Genomic DNA, 14,458 nt, shown 5'->3' on the forward strand with positions numbered 1-14,458 from the left:
GGGGACAATCCATCAAAAAGCCGCCCAATAAGGCGGCTTGATGCCGAGATTCAGCGGCGAGACATTACGCGTTGAGAATACGCTCAATCTCGGTCAGGCTTAAGTGGAATTGGCGCGGGCAGTGGCGCCAAATTTCGAGCATTCGGCGGTATTTTTCCAGCATGGGCATTTGGCTATTAAAGCGATGCTCGCCTTGATCGAACTGGGTATATAGCCCTTCGGTATCAACCAAGAAGCGCACGTAGTGCACTAACGCGCCTTCCGTGGCGGCATCAAAGCCCCAGAATTGGACGCGGCGTGGTGACAACGCGGCTTGGCTAGCGTCATCCAATAGGTTGTAAGAGGCCTGCATTGCGTGGTGCATTTCCATAATATCAATCACTTCACGGCACTGGGTTTCACACAGTGCTTCAAATTGACTGATCACCTCTGCCATTTGTAATGCGTAGCCGCGCTCGATAATGGTCTGCAAACGGCGATATTTTTCACTGTTTGAGGGATCGAGGTGGCACATCAATTGGTATTGGTTAGATAAAATAAGACGTTGAGCAGGGGTCATATCCATCGCGGTTGGCCTCTTCACTAATAAAGGTAAAATAGCGTCTATCAAAGATGACAAACAATAAGAGAAGATTATCAGTTGCGCGATGGGCAAATCTTGATCTGGACCATGTCCGTAGCACGTTTTTCACCCGCTCATGTGCAATTGTTGATTTTGCCTTTAGTAAGGATGCGATATGAGTGATTTAGCCGCGCTAAGTGGCTGGCAATGGCTGGGTTGGATTGTGTTTGTGGCGGTGCTTTATGCCACCTACCCACGGGAGTTTTTCCCTAAACTCCGTCAGGAAGTTGGCTACCAGCATTTGGCGTTTTCGTCCGCGGTTGTACTGTTTGTGCTTTGGGCCTTGCAAGCAGGGATCAAAGAAGGGCTCGATATCCACTTTTTAGGTGTCACGACACTGGCTCTGTGCCACGGCTGGCGAATCGCCATTTGGATTACCACGGTGCCTTTGACGCTTATGGCGGTGTTTGGGTTTGTGCCCCTTGGCGATATTGGTATGACGGCCTTGACCACAGCCGTGCTCCCCATTCTGTTTAGCTATGCCATTTTTGCGCTGAGTTATCATTACTTAACGCGCCATTTATTTATCTACATTTTTATTGCCGCTTTTTTGGGCGCTGCGCTGACCATTGTGTTTCAGCTGTCGGTGAGTTCGCTATGGTATTGGGCGGCGGACCGTTATAGCTGGCAAGAAATTGTGCACAATTATCTGCAAATTGCGTTGCTGATGTGGTTCCCTGAAGCGCTACTAAATGGGATGGCGGTGACCGTGATGGCGGTGTATCGGCCGCATTGGTTACGCACCTTTTATGATCGCGAGTATTTATCGCCTGAGCGATAAAAAAAGACGTGACACCTGCTGACAAAGTCGTTAAAAAAAAGCGGGCAGGTGTTACGTTTATCTCTCTGACTTTATGGCGTTTTTATCTATAGGCGCCCGTGAATCCTTCCATCAAAATTTTTTATCATCAGCAAAGAAATTACTCGCTTTACCTTGGCGAAAAGCGGCGTCATAGTGCGCGCGTCTCGGCCCGTTCGTGCCTGATTTCTCCAATATAATGAGCGTACTTAAATGAACAAGACTTCCTCTGTGTCTCATGGTGGTTGCGTGACTCCGTCGGCTTTTCCTTGGGTGCCGTTGGTGAGTTTAACCGGCTTTGCGATTGCCAGTGGCTATTTGATGAGCTTGATTCCGCTTGCCCTTGCACCTTTGGGGTTGGCGCCGCATCTGGCCGCATGGCTAGCCAGTGCGTTTTACGCCGGTTTGTTATTGGGTGCGACCTTCAGTGCACGTATTGTTGCGACGCTGGGGCATCGCCGTGCGCTGGTGATGTTTTTGGGTGTTGTGCTGCTCTCCATCACCGCCATGGCGGCGATTAAAGGGCAGGGCGTCTGGTTACTTGCGCGCTTTGTGGCGGGCGTTGCCATTGCCGGTGTCTTTGTGGTGGTTGAGTCTTGGTTGCTGATGGCCGATTCTGATCGCCAGCGTGCGAAGCGATTAGGTTTTTACATGGCGGCTTTGTACGGCGGTAATGCTTTAGGGCAGCTCGGCGTGGGCTATGTCGGCGTGACTGGCAATCAGCCTTATTGGCTTATTGGTGGACTGATTACGCTTGCGATCATGGTGCCTTTGTTTGCACGTCATGGCGAACCTCGCCGTGAGGAAGGACATAGTGCACGTTTAGGCTCGCTCAAATCTTTGCGTAAAGCGGCCTATATTGGTTGCTTGGTGTCTGGACTGACACTCGGTGCCGTTTATGGCCTATTACCACTGTATTTGGCTGAGCGAGTCAGTGATCACCAACAAGTGGGCGCTATGATGGCGCTCGTCATTGTCGGCGGGATGGCCGTACAACCCGTTATTGGTCTGGTATCGGCAAGAATGAGTAAAGTGCTGCTGATGACATGGCTATGTGTGATTGGCACTGCGGCTGTCGCCTTAATTGCTTTTGCGGGCAGTCAATGGCAAATGGCTATCGGACTAGTTGTGTTGGGTGCCGCTGTGTTTGCGATTTATCCTGTAGCGATTACCTATGCCTGTGTTGGGCTGGCCGCTGAGAAAATCGTGGCGGCCACCGAAGTACTGCTGCTCGCGTATAGCGTCGGCTCCGTATCAGGCCCGTTGCTGGCAGATAACGCATTTTCTGGCACCAATGGTTTGATGACCTATTTAGCCGTTTGTTTGTTAAGTACGGCGGTTTATATGTTGGTGATGTATGTGAAAGAGCGTCGTCAAATGCCCGACCTCAGTGCGGCTTAACATCGTCCAGAACAGATAAGGCAACAAACGATAAAGCAAACGCCCCGGTCATTGGCTGGGGCGTTGTTGGTTGTTGTATGAGGCTTAGCGTCTCTATCTGTTACGCGGTGACGAGTCCTTCTTTGGCGTCTGCTGGCAAGATATCCATGGCATTACCATACAAGGGCGCTAGCGCTCGGACCACATCGGCACGGGTAATCACGCCAACCAGCTGATTATCGCGCATCACTGGATAGATGTAAGGGCGCGAGACCGTCTGTGTTTTTGCACGCTCTAGTGCGGATTGATTGGTAAAGTGGGTGGCGATCCCGGTATCGCTGACCGGATAAACCACTTTGTTATCAATGCTCATATATTGCGCCAGTTCAATCACTGATTGCTCGGCATCCACGGTTTGTACTTCAGTGCGCATCAGGGATTCAACTTTGGCATCCATATCCGGCTGATAATCGTTCCACCACAGGTCGACGAGAACATCTTGCACCGAGAAAAAGCCTACCAGATCACCGTCATCGTCGAGAACCGGTGCGCCGGATAACTGATATTGGTTAAGCTTTTCTAGTGCATCGGCGACATACTGGCGTGCGTTCAATGCGCACTGAGCGGGTTTCATGTGTTTTTCGATGGTTAATGTTTCTTGGGTCATAATCGCACTCTCAGAATAGGAAGCCGAAGGCAGAGCGAGTGAAGCAATCTGCGCTGTTTTCTTTTCTCTTTCAGGATTAATAATTAGCCAGTAGCCCATGCCGACCAGTCCTGCGCCCCCAAGGATATTGCCAAGGGTGACAGGGATCAGATTGGCGCTGATAAATCGGGCCAAGTTTAAATCGCTAAATGCGTCTGGGCTGGCTCCCACCGCCTGCCAAAAACTGTCAGGGGCAAAGGTGGCAATACTCATGCCCAGCGGCACCATAAACATGTTGGCGACGCTGTGCTCAAAGCCGGTACTGACAAACATGGCCACGGGCAAGATCACCATCACCGCTTTGGTGAGTGGGTTTTGCGAGGTAAACGTCATCCAAATCGCAAGACAAACCAGCAAGTTACAAAGCACACCCAGTGCAAAAGCTTGGATCCATGTGTGATGGAGCTTGTGTTGGGCAACGTGCAACGCATTGAGTCCCCATTGGCCATCATCAAGCTGATATAACCCCGCCGTCATCACGATCAACACCAGCAACAAGGCGCCGAGTAAGTTGCCGAGATAGACTCTCGCCCAGGTATGCAGTAAGCCCGCGGTTGAGATTTTGCCGTTGGCACGCGCCAGCATGGAGAGCACGGTACTGGTAAACAATTCTGCGCCGCCCAGTACCACCAGAATCAAGCCCATACTGAATGCTAATCCACCCAACAAGCGGGTGATCCCCCAGCCAGCGTTGCTGCCAGTGGTAACCGTGAGATAAAACACAAATGCCAACCCGATAAACAAACCGGCCATCATGGCAAGCCCAATCGCCATCCGGGTGGATTTGCGGGTTTTACTCACCGCATACTCTTCAGCTTGAGCGAGTAACGCCGCGGGTCCTTCGGGCTTTTTGATTTGAGTTGCACTCACCATTGGCTGTCTCCTCTGGCGGCACACTCTGCCCGAGGGCTAAGACATATCAACATACAGGTTGTACTCCTTTTTAGACGGATTGTGAATACATCCAGACTAAGCGGCGCGATATAAGGAGTAAAATTGATATTGCTTAGGGTAATAATCACAAAAGTTGATAGTGTGGTGTCATTGAAATCAGGCATCGTAGAAGGGTAAAAAACATGCGCTACTCACTGAAGCAATTAGCCGTTTTTGAAGCGGTTGCAGCCAGTGGCAGTGTGAGTCGAGCCGCCGACCAATTGGCACTGACGCAATCAGCAACCAGTATGGCCTTGTCACAGTTGGAAAAATTATTGGGTCGGCCGCTATTTGAACGGCAGGGAAAGCAAATGCAGCTGACCTACTGGGGAGCGTGGCTACGTCCGAAGGCGCGCCAGTTACTGTTTGATGCGCAGCAAATTGAAGCAGGGTTTGACGGCCAGCATGTGGTCAGCGGCGATATTGCCTTAATTGCCAGTCAAACGGCGGCCGAGCATCTTATTCCTGACCTTATCAGTATTATTGATAGTGACTTTCCAGAGCTTAGAATCGACTTTACGGTGAAAAATACCCAGAAGGTGATCGACAGTGTGCGCCAGTATCAACATGATTTGGGGATCATCGAGGGGCGTTGTGACGATAGCCGCTTAAAGCAACAAGTTTGGTGCCATGACCATCTTGTCGTGGTTGCGGCAAAGCATCACCCTTATGCGCAGCTTGATCACGTTAGCTTGGCGCAACTCGAGCAGGCACAATGGGTATTGCGCGAACCCGGCGCAGGGACGCGACATAGCTTTGATAGTGCGATTCACGGTGTGATTGAAGATCTAGATGTGCGCCGAGAGTATGAGCAAGTGCCTGTGCTGAGAACCTTAGTCGCAAACTCGAGTTATCTCAGCTGCTTACCTTACTTGGACGTAGAAAAATGGATTGAGCGCGACGAGCTGGTGGCTTTGAATGTACCTGAGCTGAATATGCGGCGGACGCTTTCGTTTATTTGGCGCGCGGATGCGGCAGCGAACCCGTTACGCGACTGCATTATTCGCGAAGCGACACGGATGACCAAAGCGCGTCGCCGTGATATGTAATACAAAAAGCCGGCCCAAAATGGCCGGCTATTCGTGGTCTATCCACGGTTTAATTAGTAGGTGACCGTATGCCCATAACTACTAATGATGTTTTTGACGTTATCCATCACTTCTTTAGATGGTGGAGCAACGTCCTGCAGCTCGTAATCGTAGCCGAGTGCTTCCCATTTGTGCGCCCCCAACTGGTGGTAGGGCAGTAATTCCACTTTCTCGATGTTATCCATCTCTTTAATAAACTGGCCGAGACGGTGGGCGGAGTCATCATCGTCGGTGTAACCCGGGACAACCACGTAACGAATCCACGTCTTTTGGCCAATTTTATGGAGGTAGTTGGCAAAGTCGAGCGTGCGGCGGTTTGATACGCCAACTAAATTCTCATGGATCTCATCATTCAGTTGTTTGAGATCTAACATCACCAAGTCAGTGGCGTCTAACACTTCATCAATCACTGGGGTGTGTTTACGCACGTACCCATTGGTATCTAAACAGGTGTGGATCCCTTCCGCTTTCGCGGCTTGGAAAAAGTCACGCACAAACTCAGGTTGAAGCATGGCTTCTCCCCCTGAGGCGGTCACACCGCCGCCCGATGCCGTAATGAAGTGGCGGTAGGCACGCACATCTTTCATGATTTCATCGACGGTGACTTCTTTGCCGCCATGCGTGTCCCATGTATCACGGTTGTGACAGTATTTGCACCGCATTAAGCAGCCTTGCATAAAGACAATGAAACGGATTCCGGGGCCATCTACGGTGCCACAGGATTCAAACGAGTGGATGCGACCAACTGCCGACATAAGTGTCTCCAGACTGCGAATTGCTATGTCGTTATTTTATTACAAAACCCCGCCTCAACGTAAGGGAATTCGCGTCTTTTTCGCGATTTTGTAAGTTGTCTGAATCACCGTTTGCAGTGCCTACCAACTTAGATCACAGTTCCATTTTTTGGTCTTATCACAATGAGATCACACCGAGGAAAAAACCATATCGATATTGAGGTAACTCTTATGTCTGCCCAAACTAACGTGCAACACGTCGAGAAAACTGACATGGACGGGTAAGGATGTGTGTGAATACGTCGAGGACTTGCTGCGTTGACGTGTTGAAGCCGAAAAAGTTGGGAATCAATAATGAAAAAAATTAGTGATTTAAGGGTAAAGAACAAGCTAATTGCACTTATGTTAGTCGCCATTGCATTACTTGGCGCAATCAGTGCTTACACCATTTCAAAAGAAAAAGACCAAGCGTATACCGAGCGGACTGCCTCGTTACGTAATAACGTGGAGGTTGCTGAAAGTGTGGTGAACTACTATCGCCAGCAAGCGGCGCAATTGGGTGAAGAAACCGCCAAGGCGCAGGCGATTGCTCAGTTAAATAAACTGCGTTACGACGGCGATAACTATTTTTGGGTGTTGAAGCCTGATCTCACCATAGTAACGCATCCCATCAAGCCGAATTTGAACGGGACCAGTGCGAGTGCGATCACCGACGGTGATGGCCGCTTTCATTGGCGTGAAATGGTAAAAGTGAGTCAGCCGCCGGAGGGTGGCGTGCTGGATTATACGTGGCGCTCGCCAGAAGGAGAGTTAAAACCCAAAATCTCTTACGTGAAGCGCGTAAATGGCTGGAATTGGATCATTGGTTCAGGCGTGCACGTCAGCGATATTGAAGAGCAGTTTATTACCTCAGCGTGGCAGATCGCGGGTATGACGTTGATCGCGGCGGTGATCTTATTGGTGGCGGGCGCGTTTGTGAGCCGTGATATCGTGATGCCGCTTGATGAGCTGGTGGAGAAATTTGACCGAATTGCCGGTGGTGACTTGCGTGTGCAATGTGGTTACACGCGCGAGGATGAAATCGGCAAATTGGCACGTCGAATGGATACGGCGATGACCAGCGTCCGTGAAGCGTTACGTATCGCGCATGATGAAGCCAAACAATCGTCCACTATGGCGTCGTCGATTGCCTCGGCCAGCGAGCAAAGTGCGCAAAGTATCCAATCGCAGCGTGCTGAACTGGAGCAACTGGCAGCAGCGATGAACGAAATGACGGCAACGGTGGCGGATGTGGCTGACCATGCAGAGCAAACGGCTCAAGCGACCAATGAAATTGCCGATATGGCCGAAGTGGGTAACCACAAATTAGACAGTACGGTGGCGAGTATTCGCGAGGTGGCGGAGCGTATTGCCAGTGCCGATAAGCTAGTGAACCAAGTGAAACAAGGTGTGATGCAAATCAGTGATGTGGCGGGAGTGATCCAAGGCATCTCTGAGCAAACCAACCTGTTGGCATTGAATGCGGCGATTGAAGCGGCGCGAGCGGGTGAGCAAGGCCGTGGCTTTGCGGTGGTTGCCGATGAGGTGCGCTCGTTGGCGCAAGGCACCCAGAAATCGACCACTGAAATTCAAGGCACCATTGAGGAGCTGACCAATAACGCGATTGAAGCAGCCGAAGCGATGACTTCGAGCCATCAATCCAGTGAAGCAAGTGTGGCGACAGCGCTCGAAACTCAGCAGCAGCTTAAAGACATGGTAGCGGCCTTGTATCAGTCTAACGATCGAGTGGTGCAAATTGCGGCGGCCGCAGAGCAGCAAGGCACTGTCTCGGAAGAAATGAACCAGAATGTGAGTAACATTCATAACTCGGCCAATGAAGTGAGCGGTGCGGCCACTCACCTTGCCGAACAAAGCCAGCTATTGGCTGATTCCGCGCGAGAGTTGGATAGCAAACTCGATCACTTTGAGGTGGCCTAGCTCCTGAGTAAACGAGCGAGTCTGGCAACGGGTGTGCCTTGGCTGGAACTTAGATGGGTTACAGATGCGTTGCTGACTAAATCGTGAAAGGGAAACGGGTGATAAATAAAAACCGCCAGCATTGCCGGCGGTTTTTTCTTTTCAAAAGCCCTTCTTGCGCGAAGGGATTTTGATCATCTCTTACAGTGAAGAGGTGAAGGTACGAGTGATGACGTCTTGCTGCTGCTCTTTGGTCAGCGAGTTAAAACGTACCGCGTAACCAGAAACACGGATAGTCAGCTGAGGATAGTTCTCAGGATGTTCCATCGCGTCGAGTAGCATTTCACGGTTCATCACGTTCACGTTCAAGTGTTGGCCGCCTTCTTGACCGCTTTCATGGTGGAAGTAACCATCCATTAGACCGGCAAGGTTAGCGCGCTGGGTGTTTTCATCTTTACCCAGAGCATTTGGCACGATAGAGAAGGTATAAGAGATACCGTCTTTGGCGTGGGCAAATGGCAGCTTACCAACAGAAGTCAGCGACGCAACTGCGCCTTTTTCGTCACGGCCGTGCATTGGGTTAGCACCTGGTGCGAAAGGCATACCCGCTTTACGACCATCTGGTGTGTTACCGGTTTTCTTACCGTATACCACGTTCGAGGTGATAGTCAGGATAGACTGTGTTGGGACAGCGTCACGGTATGTTTTCAGTGAACGGATTTTGTTCATGAAACGCTCAACCAGGTCACAAGCGATTTGGTCAACACGCTCATCGTTGTTACCGAACGTTGGGTATTCGCCTTCGATTTCAAAGTCGATTGCAATACCGTCTTCGTCACGAACAGGTTTCACTTTTGCGTACTTGATCGCAGACAGTGAGTCAGCCGCAACGGATAGACCTGCAATACCACACGCCATAGTACGACGTACGTCACGATCGTGCAGTGCCATCAGCGCCGCTTCGTAGCTGTATTTGTCGTGCATGAAGTGGATGCTGTTCAGGGCAGTCACATATTGCTTCGCCAGCCAGTCCATCAGGTGATCCATGCGGTCCATGACTTTGTCATAGTCCAACACTTCGTCAGTCATTGGTGCGTGTTCAGGCGCAACTTGGATTTTCAGCTTCTCATCGATACCACCGTTGATGGTATAAAGCAGGGTTTTCGCCAAGTTGGCACGAGCACCGAAGAACTGCATATGCTTACCAACCACCATTGGTGATACACAACATGCAATGGCATAGTCGTCTGACTCGAAGTCTGGGCGCATCAGATCATCGTTCTCGTACTGGATAGACGAGGTATCGATAGACACTTTGGCACAGAATTTTTTGAAGCCTTCAGGCAGTTTTTCAGACCAAAGCACAGTGATGTTTGGCTCTGGGCTTGGGCCCATGGTGTATAGGCTGTTAAGGAAACGGAAGCTGGTACGAGATACCAGAGTACGTCCGTCCAGACCCATACCGGCTACTGATTCAGTTGCCCAAATTGGGTCGCCAGAGAAGAGATCATCATACTCAGGCGTACGCAGGAAACGAACCATACGCAGTTTCATCACGAAGTGGTCGATCAGCTCTTGCGCTTGTTCTTCAGTCAGTTTGCCAGCGGCCATGTCGCGCTCTAGATAAATATCTAGGAAGGTTGACGTACGGCCCAGTGACATTGCTGCACCGTTCTGGGTTTTCACTGCACCGAGGTAGCCAAAGTAAGTCCACTGAATGGCTTCTTGCGCGTTTTCTGCTGGGCGAGAAATATCACAGCCGTATTTCGCTGCCATTTCTTTAAGTTGGCCCAGTGCACGGTACTGCTCTGCAATTTCTTCACGCAGTTGCATGGTCATTTGCAGATCTTCGCCGTTTTCGAATTTCTCTTGCAGAGAATCGAACTGCGCTTTTTTGTCTTTCATCAAGAAGTCGATACCGTATAGCGCGACGCGACGGTAGTCACCGATGATACGACCACGGCCGTAGGCATCAGGAAGACCAGTCAATACGCCAGACTTACGACACTTCATGATTTCAGGGGTGTAGATATCGAAAACGCCTTGGTTATGGGTTTTACGATACTCGGTGAAAACTTTCTTCACTTGTGGGTCAAGCTCACGGCCATAAGCGTGGCAAGAACCTTCTACCATGCGGATACCGCCGTAAGGCAGCATGGCGCGTTTTAGCGGCGCGTCAGTCTGTAGACCAACAATCTTTTCCAGATCTTTTTCGATGTAGCCGGCGTCATGAGAAGTCAGGGTAGAAACCACAGACGTATCAAAGTCAACCGGTGCATGCGTCGCGTTCTCTTGCTTGATGCCTTCCATCACGCGAGCCCAAAGCTGGCTAGTCGCGTTAGTTGGCTCAGAGACTAGGAATGATTCGTCGCCCTCGTAAGGGGTATAGTTTTTTTGGATAAAGTCGCGAACATCAACGGCTTTGCTCCAGTTACCTTCAACAAATCCTTCCCATGCATTAGAAACGTGCTCAGACATGTTGCACCTACCTGTACTCTTTTCAAAAAGAAGTTTATCGGGACCAGGTTCAGTCATAGTGTTTGTCAGTATGGCTGACGCCTGCGACCCATCGATTTAAATCCGGATTACCCCGCCCGTAAGCGGGGCTGAGTTATTACAATAACGCTGGAATGCCGGGAATCATTCCAACTGCCAACATGGCAGCAATACAAATAATCACAGTGGCGGTTGGAATCACCAGACGGTCAATCGCTGACAGCGTTTTAGGACGCTCTTTGTCACCGATAAGGCCGTTGTTGTCCAAAAGCATTGTGACTGCCCAACCAAAGACTGGGTTAACAGCCATGGAGGCGAAAATACAAATACCGGCTGACTGACTTGACTTGGCGTCTTTGACCATCTGCATACCAGCTTCAAGCAAGGGTAGGAATACCCCTGAAAGCAGTGCGATAGTCATCACTGGAGGCCAAGTGGCAACGTCCATTGGGTAACCAATCAAAGCCACACCGATACACAGTAAACCGAGAATAATGGCCCCACCTGGGATCGGGCGGCGAGCAATCGCGGCCGGGATCATATAGGTGCCCCATGATGAGGTGATGTTACCGCCACCCACAGAGGCGCCGACCATTTGGCGAATTGAGCAGCCTGTCATGGTGTCATCCACATCCATCAGTACTTTTTCGGCTTTCTTAGGATAGTTTAGTTCCTGGAAAATACGGTGACCAAGGAAGTCTGGCGACCACATCGCAACTGCGAGCAAAGCAAATGGCAATGACGCTAAGAAGTGCGATACATTAGGCAAGCCTAGCTGCCAACCTTGCTCAGTCGATCCCCACCAGTACACAGGGTTGAGGTTCGGGATACCGGGTTGGGTGACGAACTCTAACGACGAGCCTGCACCTAGCGCGGTGGCAATTAAACCGCCAGTAATGGCACACACCGGGATCGCGAGCCAGCGTTTACCAATCCGCGCCAAGAAGGCATAAATCACAATCGACACGGCAAGAATCAAAATAGAGACATAGCCCATGTTGATCTCTGCGCCCCACGCTAACAGGCTCTCAATTTGCCCTTTTGCGCCACCAAAGCCGAGGAAAATCAGCAAACCACCGGCCACACCCTGACTGGTGAGGTTCACCAGTTTGGAACCGCCTTTAAGGTAGCTTAAGGTCAGGCCAAATACACCGATCAGAATACCAAGAGCAAGTGGGTGAGCACCGGCCAAGGCGATGGTTCCTACCAATGGGATCATCGGACCGTGGTTACCGGCTAAGTTCGCGCGGGGGTTGATAAAGCCGCACAGTAACACACAAAACAATAAAGCCGGTATCAACATTTCCACGCGAGCAACCTCGACGGCAAATGCTTTACCAAGTGTGATGTGATCCCACGCTGCGGTTAGCCCCTCAGCCCATGACATCATTACCGCAGAATACATTGCGATGATGCCGATGGTACCTGCTAGCGCGGGAACAAGATCTTCAAGTTCAAAACGGAAGTCACGGCCGGGCAGGTTTAGCCCCCAGCGGCGCGGACGCATGATTTGTAGTTCGTGATTCAGGTAGTCAGCGCGGGAGGCGAACGATGAAGCCGGCTTGTGCTTCTTTTGATATTCGCTTTTTTCTTCGTGACTCACACTGCGGTCTTGAGCATGTGTTGCCATAATTTCCTCGTCTACAGAAAGCAAAAGCTTTCGAAACAGTGGCTTAGCCAGTCTTTATAGTGTTTTTACGCTGGCCTTGTGGCCTTGTGGCCGTGTTCTGTTTCGTTATCAGCATGCTAACAATAGAGGATTTTCTGAATGTTGACTTAGATCATTACCGTGTAATTTTTTTACGTGCCACGGCCGGTTATCGGCGCTTTTTAGCGCGCCAAATGTGCCTAAAAAGCCACCCATGTCGGAGTTTTGTAGTTTTTTTACCAAAAATTACGCCTAAAATGTGCTACAAAACAGGCGAATATCGAGGGTGAAAGTGAGTGACTGACGCGAGGAACGCGATCACACGCCAAGGAATGTAGACAGCATGACGGCAAGCGCTGCTGATAAAGAAAAATTACGTTATAGTCATCCCATCATGGTTGAACAATGGATAAGTTTGGTGCGGCGACTGATTTCGAGCTTAGGAAGTGCTTTTTCGAGTAAGGGGATTCACGCTTGTATGCTGGCAAGTATGTTGGTGTTGGCGCCCGCGTACGGACAACAAGCCGCCAGTGTGGACGCAGTCAGTGGTCTAATTCAACAGGGGGCGTATCAGCAGGCGTTGCAAAATAGCCAAACGTTGCTGACCGCGGAGGATGATGCAGCACTGGATAGTTCGGCGCGTGCCGAGCTGTTGCGCCTGCAAGGCGTAGCGCATTTGTATTTACAGCAACGGGCAGAGGCGTATCGCAGTTATCGTCAGGCACTCGCGCTCAATGCATTAAGTAAAGACGGCGAAGCGGACGCCTTATCAGCAGTGATTACCTTAGCCTACCGCGTTAAGCAATATGATGAAGTGCTCCGTTATGCGCGGCAAATGGCCGACCACCATGAATTACTGCCGCATGCCAGCCGCTTGGCGATGCAGTCTGCTTACGCGTTATCTCGCTATGATGTGGCGATAGACTATGCGTCGCGACTACAAAAGAGCGGTAATGCGGATGCGTTTACTCTGCAAACCAAAGGGTTGAGCGAAATGGCCTTGTCGCAGTTTTCCGCCGCGGCACGTACCTTTGATGTATTGGCTCAGCAAGACGATGTTGCGCCGAAATGGTTGGCTCAGGCTGCGCGAGCACATGCCCATGCCGGATCGCACTCTCAAGCCCGTCAATACTTAGCGAGAGCGAGAGCCGATATTGCTTTATATCGCACGTTGACGTTAGAGCAACTCGAACAAACCCAACCTCAAGAAGCCCTGGCTTATTGGCAGCAAGGGTTAAGCCAACTGGATCGCGTTCCTACACGAGATGAGCAACTGCTGTTGGTGCAGTGTCTGCTGCAAGACAACCAGCGTGTCGCGGCACTTAATCGGGTCAGCGAGATCAACCTAAGCGCGCCTGATAAACAAACCCTTAAGCTGCAAGTGATGTTGGCGTATCAGCTCAAGCGCTGGCAAGAGGTGATTGATACGTCCCAAGTGGCGCTTTCTCATGGTCTAAAAGAAGATAGGATGCTTTGGCAGTGGCTATCTATTAGCGCCATCAAAGCGGGAGATTATGCGTTGGCTGACTTTGCCTTAAATGAGTGGCAGGCAAGGGATACCTCAGGCTTGGCAGAACGATGGCGAGAAACATTGGAATTACTTAAAGCAGGTCGCGCGAGCTTGTCTGATCTATCTATCTCCTAACCTGTCTTACAATGCGGGCGCTTTTGTCTGCCATCATGGTCTTAGCGTTCGCCCCTTCACAGTTTTGTTACTTCTTGGTGCGCATTAACACTGAAAAGCTTTCACAACCCGTGCGTGAGAGTATGGGTTTCTATTCAGTGCCGACTTTATTTCCTTAAAAACAATGCGCTGCGCTATGCTTATTGTTAAACGATATCGCACGTTCGCCCTTGTGTATCTCGCACATACTGCCGACGGTTGGCTGTTGGGAGCGGGGTAGAGAAAGATGACAGTTGTAACTGTGTTGGTATGTCGACGATATCGATGTGGCGAATGTTCTGGTTATTTTTTCAGCAGTAAATTTTGCATTTGACTTTTTATGCAATAATATTGACTATAATAATTCCATTTTCAAGGTTAACAAAATGTTGCTCATCAGGTGGAGGGGTGATATTTTCGATTGCAAGATGTC

General features: G+C 50.4%; 10 protein-coding genes. 5 read left to right on the top strand and 5 right to left on the bottom strand.

Going from position 1 to position 14,458, the window contains the following annotated elements:
* Positions 1-64 precede the first annotated feature (64 nt).
* Complete coding sequence (locus BZJ18_RS08935; protein ID WP_069589346.1) at positions 65-565, bottom strand: YfbU family protein; 501 nt, start codon at positions 563-565, stop codon at positions 65-67.
* A gap of 172 nt (positions 566-737) precedes the next feature.
* Here BZJ18_RS08935 and BZJ18_RS08940 point away from each other — a divergent pair, with 172 nt between their 5' ends.
* Positions 738-1,403, top strand: coding sequence for an energy-coupling factor ABC transporter permease (locus tag BZJ18_RS08940; protein ID WP_077456177.1), 666 nt, complete (start codon positions 738-740; stop codon positions 1,401-1,403).
* Between the two features lie 231 nt (positions 1,404-1,634).
* Positions 1,635-2,822 (top strand): MFS transporter, encoded by a 1,188-nt coding sequence (locus BZJ18_RS08945; protein ID WP_077456178.1) that lies wholly within the window; start codon positions 1,635-1,637, stop codon positions 2,820-2,822.
* 100 nt (positions 2,823-2,922) lie between these two features.
* Here the strand turns inward: BZJ18_RS08945 and focA are convergent, their stop codons facing one another.
* The gene (focA, locus tag BZJ18_RS08950) at positions 2,923-4,377 is read right to left on the bottom strand and encodes a formate transporter FocA (RefSeq protein ID WP_443216503.1); all 1,455 of its coding nucleotides are present in this window, start codon (positions 4,375-4,377) and stop codon (positions 2,923-2,925) included.
* Between the two features lie 206 nt (positions 4,378-4,583).
* On the opposite strand from focA, the gene BZJ18_RS08955 reads away from it, so the two are divergent.
* Positions 4,584-5,489 (top strand): LysR substrate-binding domain-containing protein, encoded by a 906-nt coding sequence (locus BZJ18_RS08955; protein ID WP_069589352.1) that lies wholly within the window; start codon positions 4,584-4,586, stop codon positions 5,487-5,489.
* A gap of 53 nt (positions 5,490-5,542) precedes the next feature.
* On the opposite strand, the gene pflA is transcribed toward BZJ18_RS08955, so the two are convergent.
* Positions 5,543-6,283 carry a pyruvate formate lyase 1-activating protein gene (pflA, locus tag BZJ18_RS08960; RefSeq protein ID WP_077456180.1) on the bottom strand — a complete coding sequence of 247 codons (741 nt, stop codon included), beginning with the start codon at positions 6,281-6,283 and terminating at the stop codon, positions 5,543-5,545.
* Positions 6,284-6,616: 333 nt separating this feature from the next.
* On the opposite strand from pflA, the gene BZJ18_RS08965 reads away from it, so the two are divergent.
* On the top strand, positions 6,617-8,239 hold the full coding sequence (locus BZJ18_RS08965) for a methyl-accepting chemotaxis protein (protein ID WP_077456181.1): 1,623 nt from the start codon (positions 6,617-6,619) through the stop codon (positions 8,237-8,239).
* A gap of 180 nt (positions 8,240-8,419) precedes the next feature.
* On the opposite strand, the gene pflB is transcribed toward BZJ18_RS08965, so the two are convergent.
* The gene (gene pflB, locus BZJ18_RS08970; protein WP_077456182.1) at positions 8,420-10,696 is read right to left on the bottom strand and encodes a formate C-acetyltransferase; all 2,277 of its coding nucleotides are present in this window, start codon (positions 10,694-10,696) and stop codon (positions 8,420-8,422) included.
* Between the two features lie 136 nt (positions 10,697-10,832).
* Positions 10,833-12,344 carry a DUF3360 family protein gene (locus BZJ18_RS08975; protein ID WP_077456183.1) on the bottom strand — a complete coding sequence of 504 codons (1,512 nt, stop codon included), beginning with the start codon at positions 12,342-12,344 and terminating at the stop codon, positions 10,833-10,835.
* 361 nt (positions 12,345-12,705) lie between these two features.
* Here BZJ18_RS08975 and BZJ18_RS08980 point away from each other — a divergent pair, with 361 nt between their 5' ends.
* Positions 12,706-14,007, top strand: coding sequence for a tetratricopeptide repeat protein (locus BZJ18_RS08980; RefSeq protein ID WP_077456184.1), 1,302 nt, complete (start codon positions 12,706-12,708; stop codon positions 14,005-14,007).
* Positions 14,008-14,458: the final 451 nt, after the last annotated feature.

Source organism: Salinivibrio sp. IB872 (assembly GCF_001995345.1).
GTDB lineage: Bacteria > Pseudomonadota > Gammaproteobacteria > Enterobacterales > Vibrionaceae > Salinivibrio > Salinivibrio proteolyticus.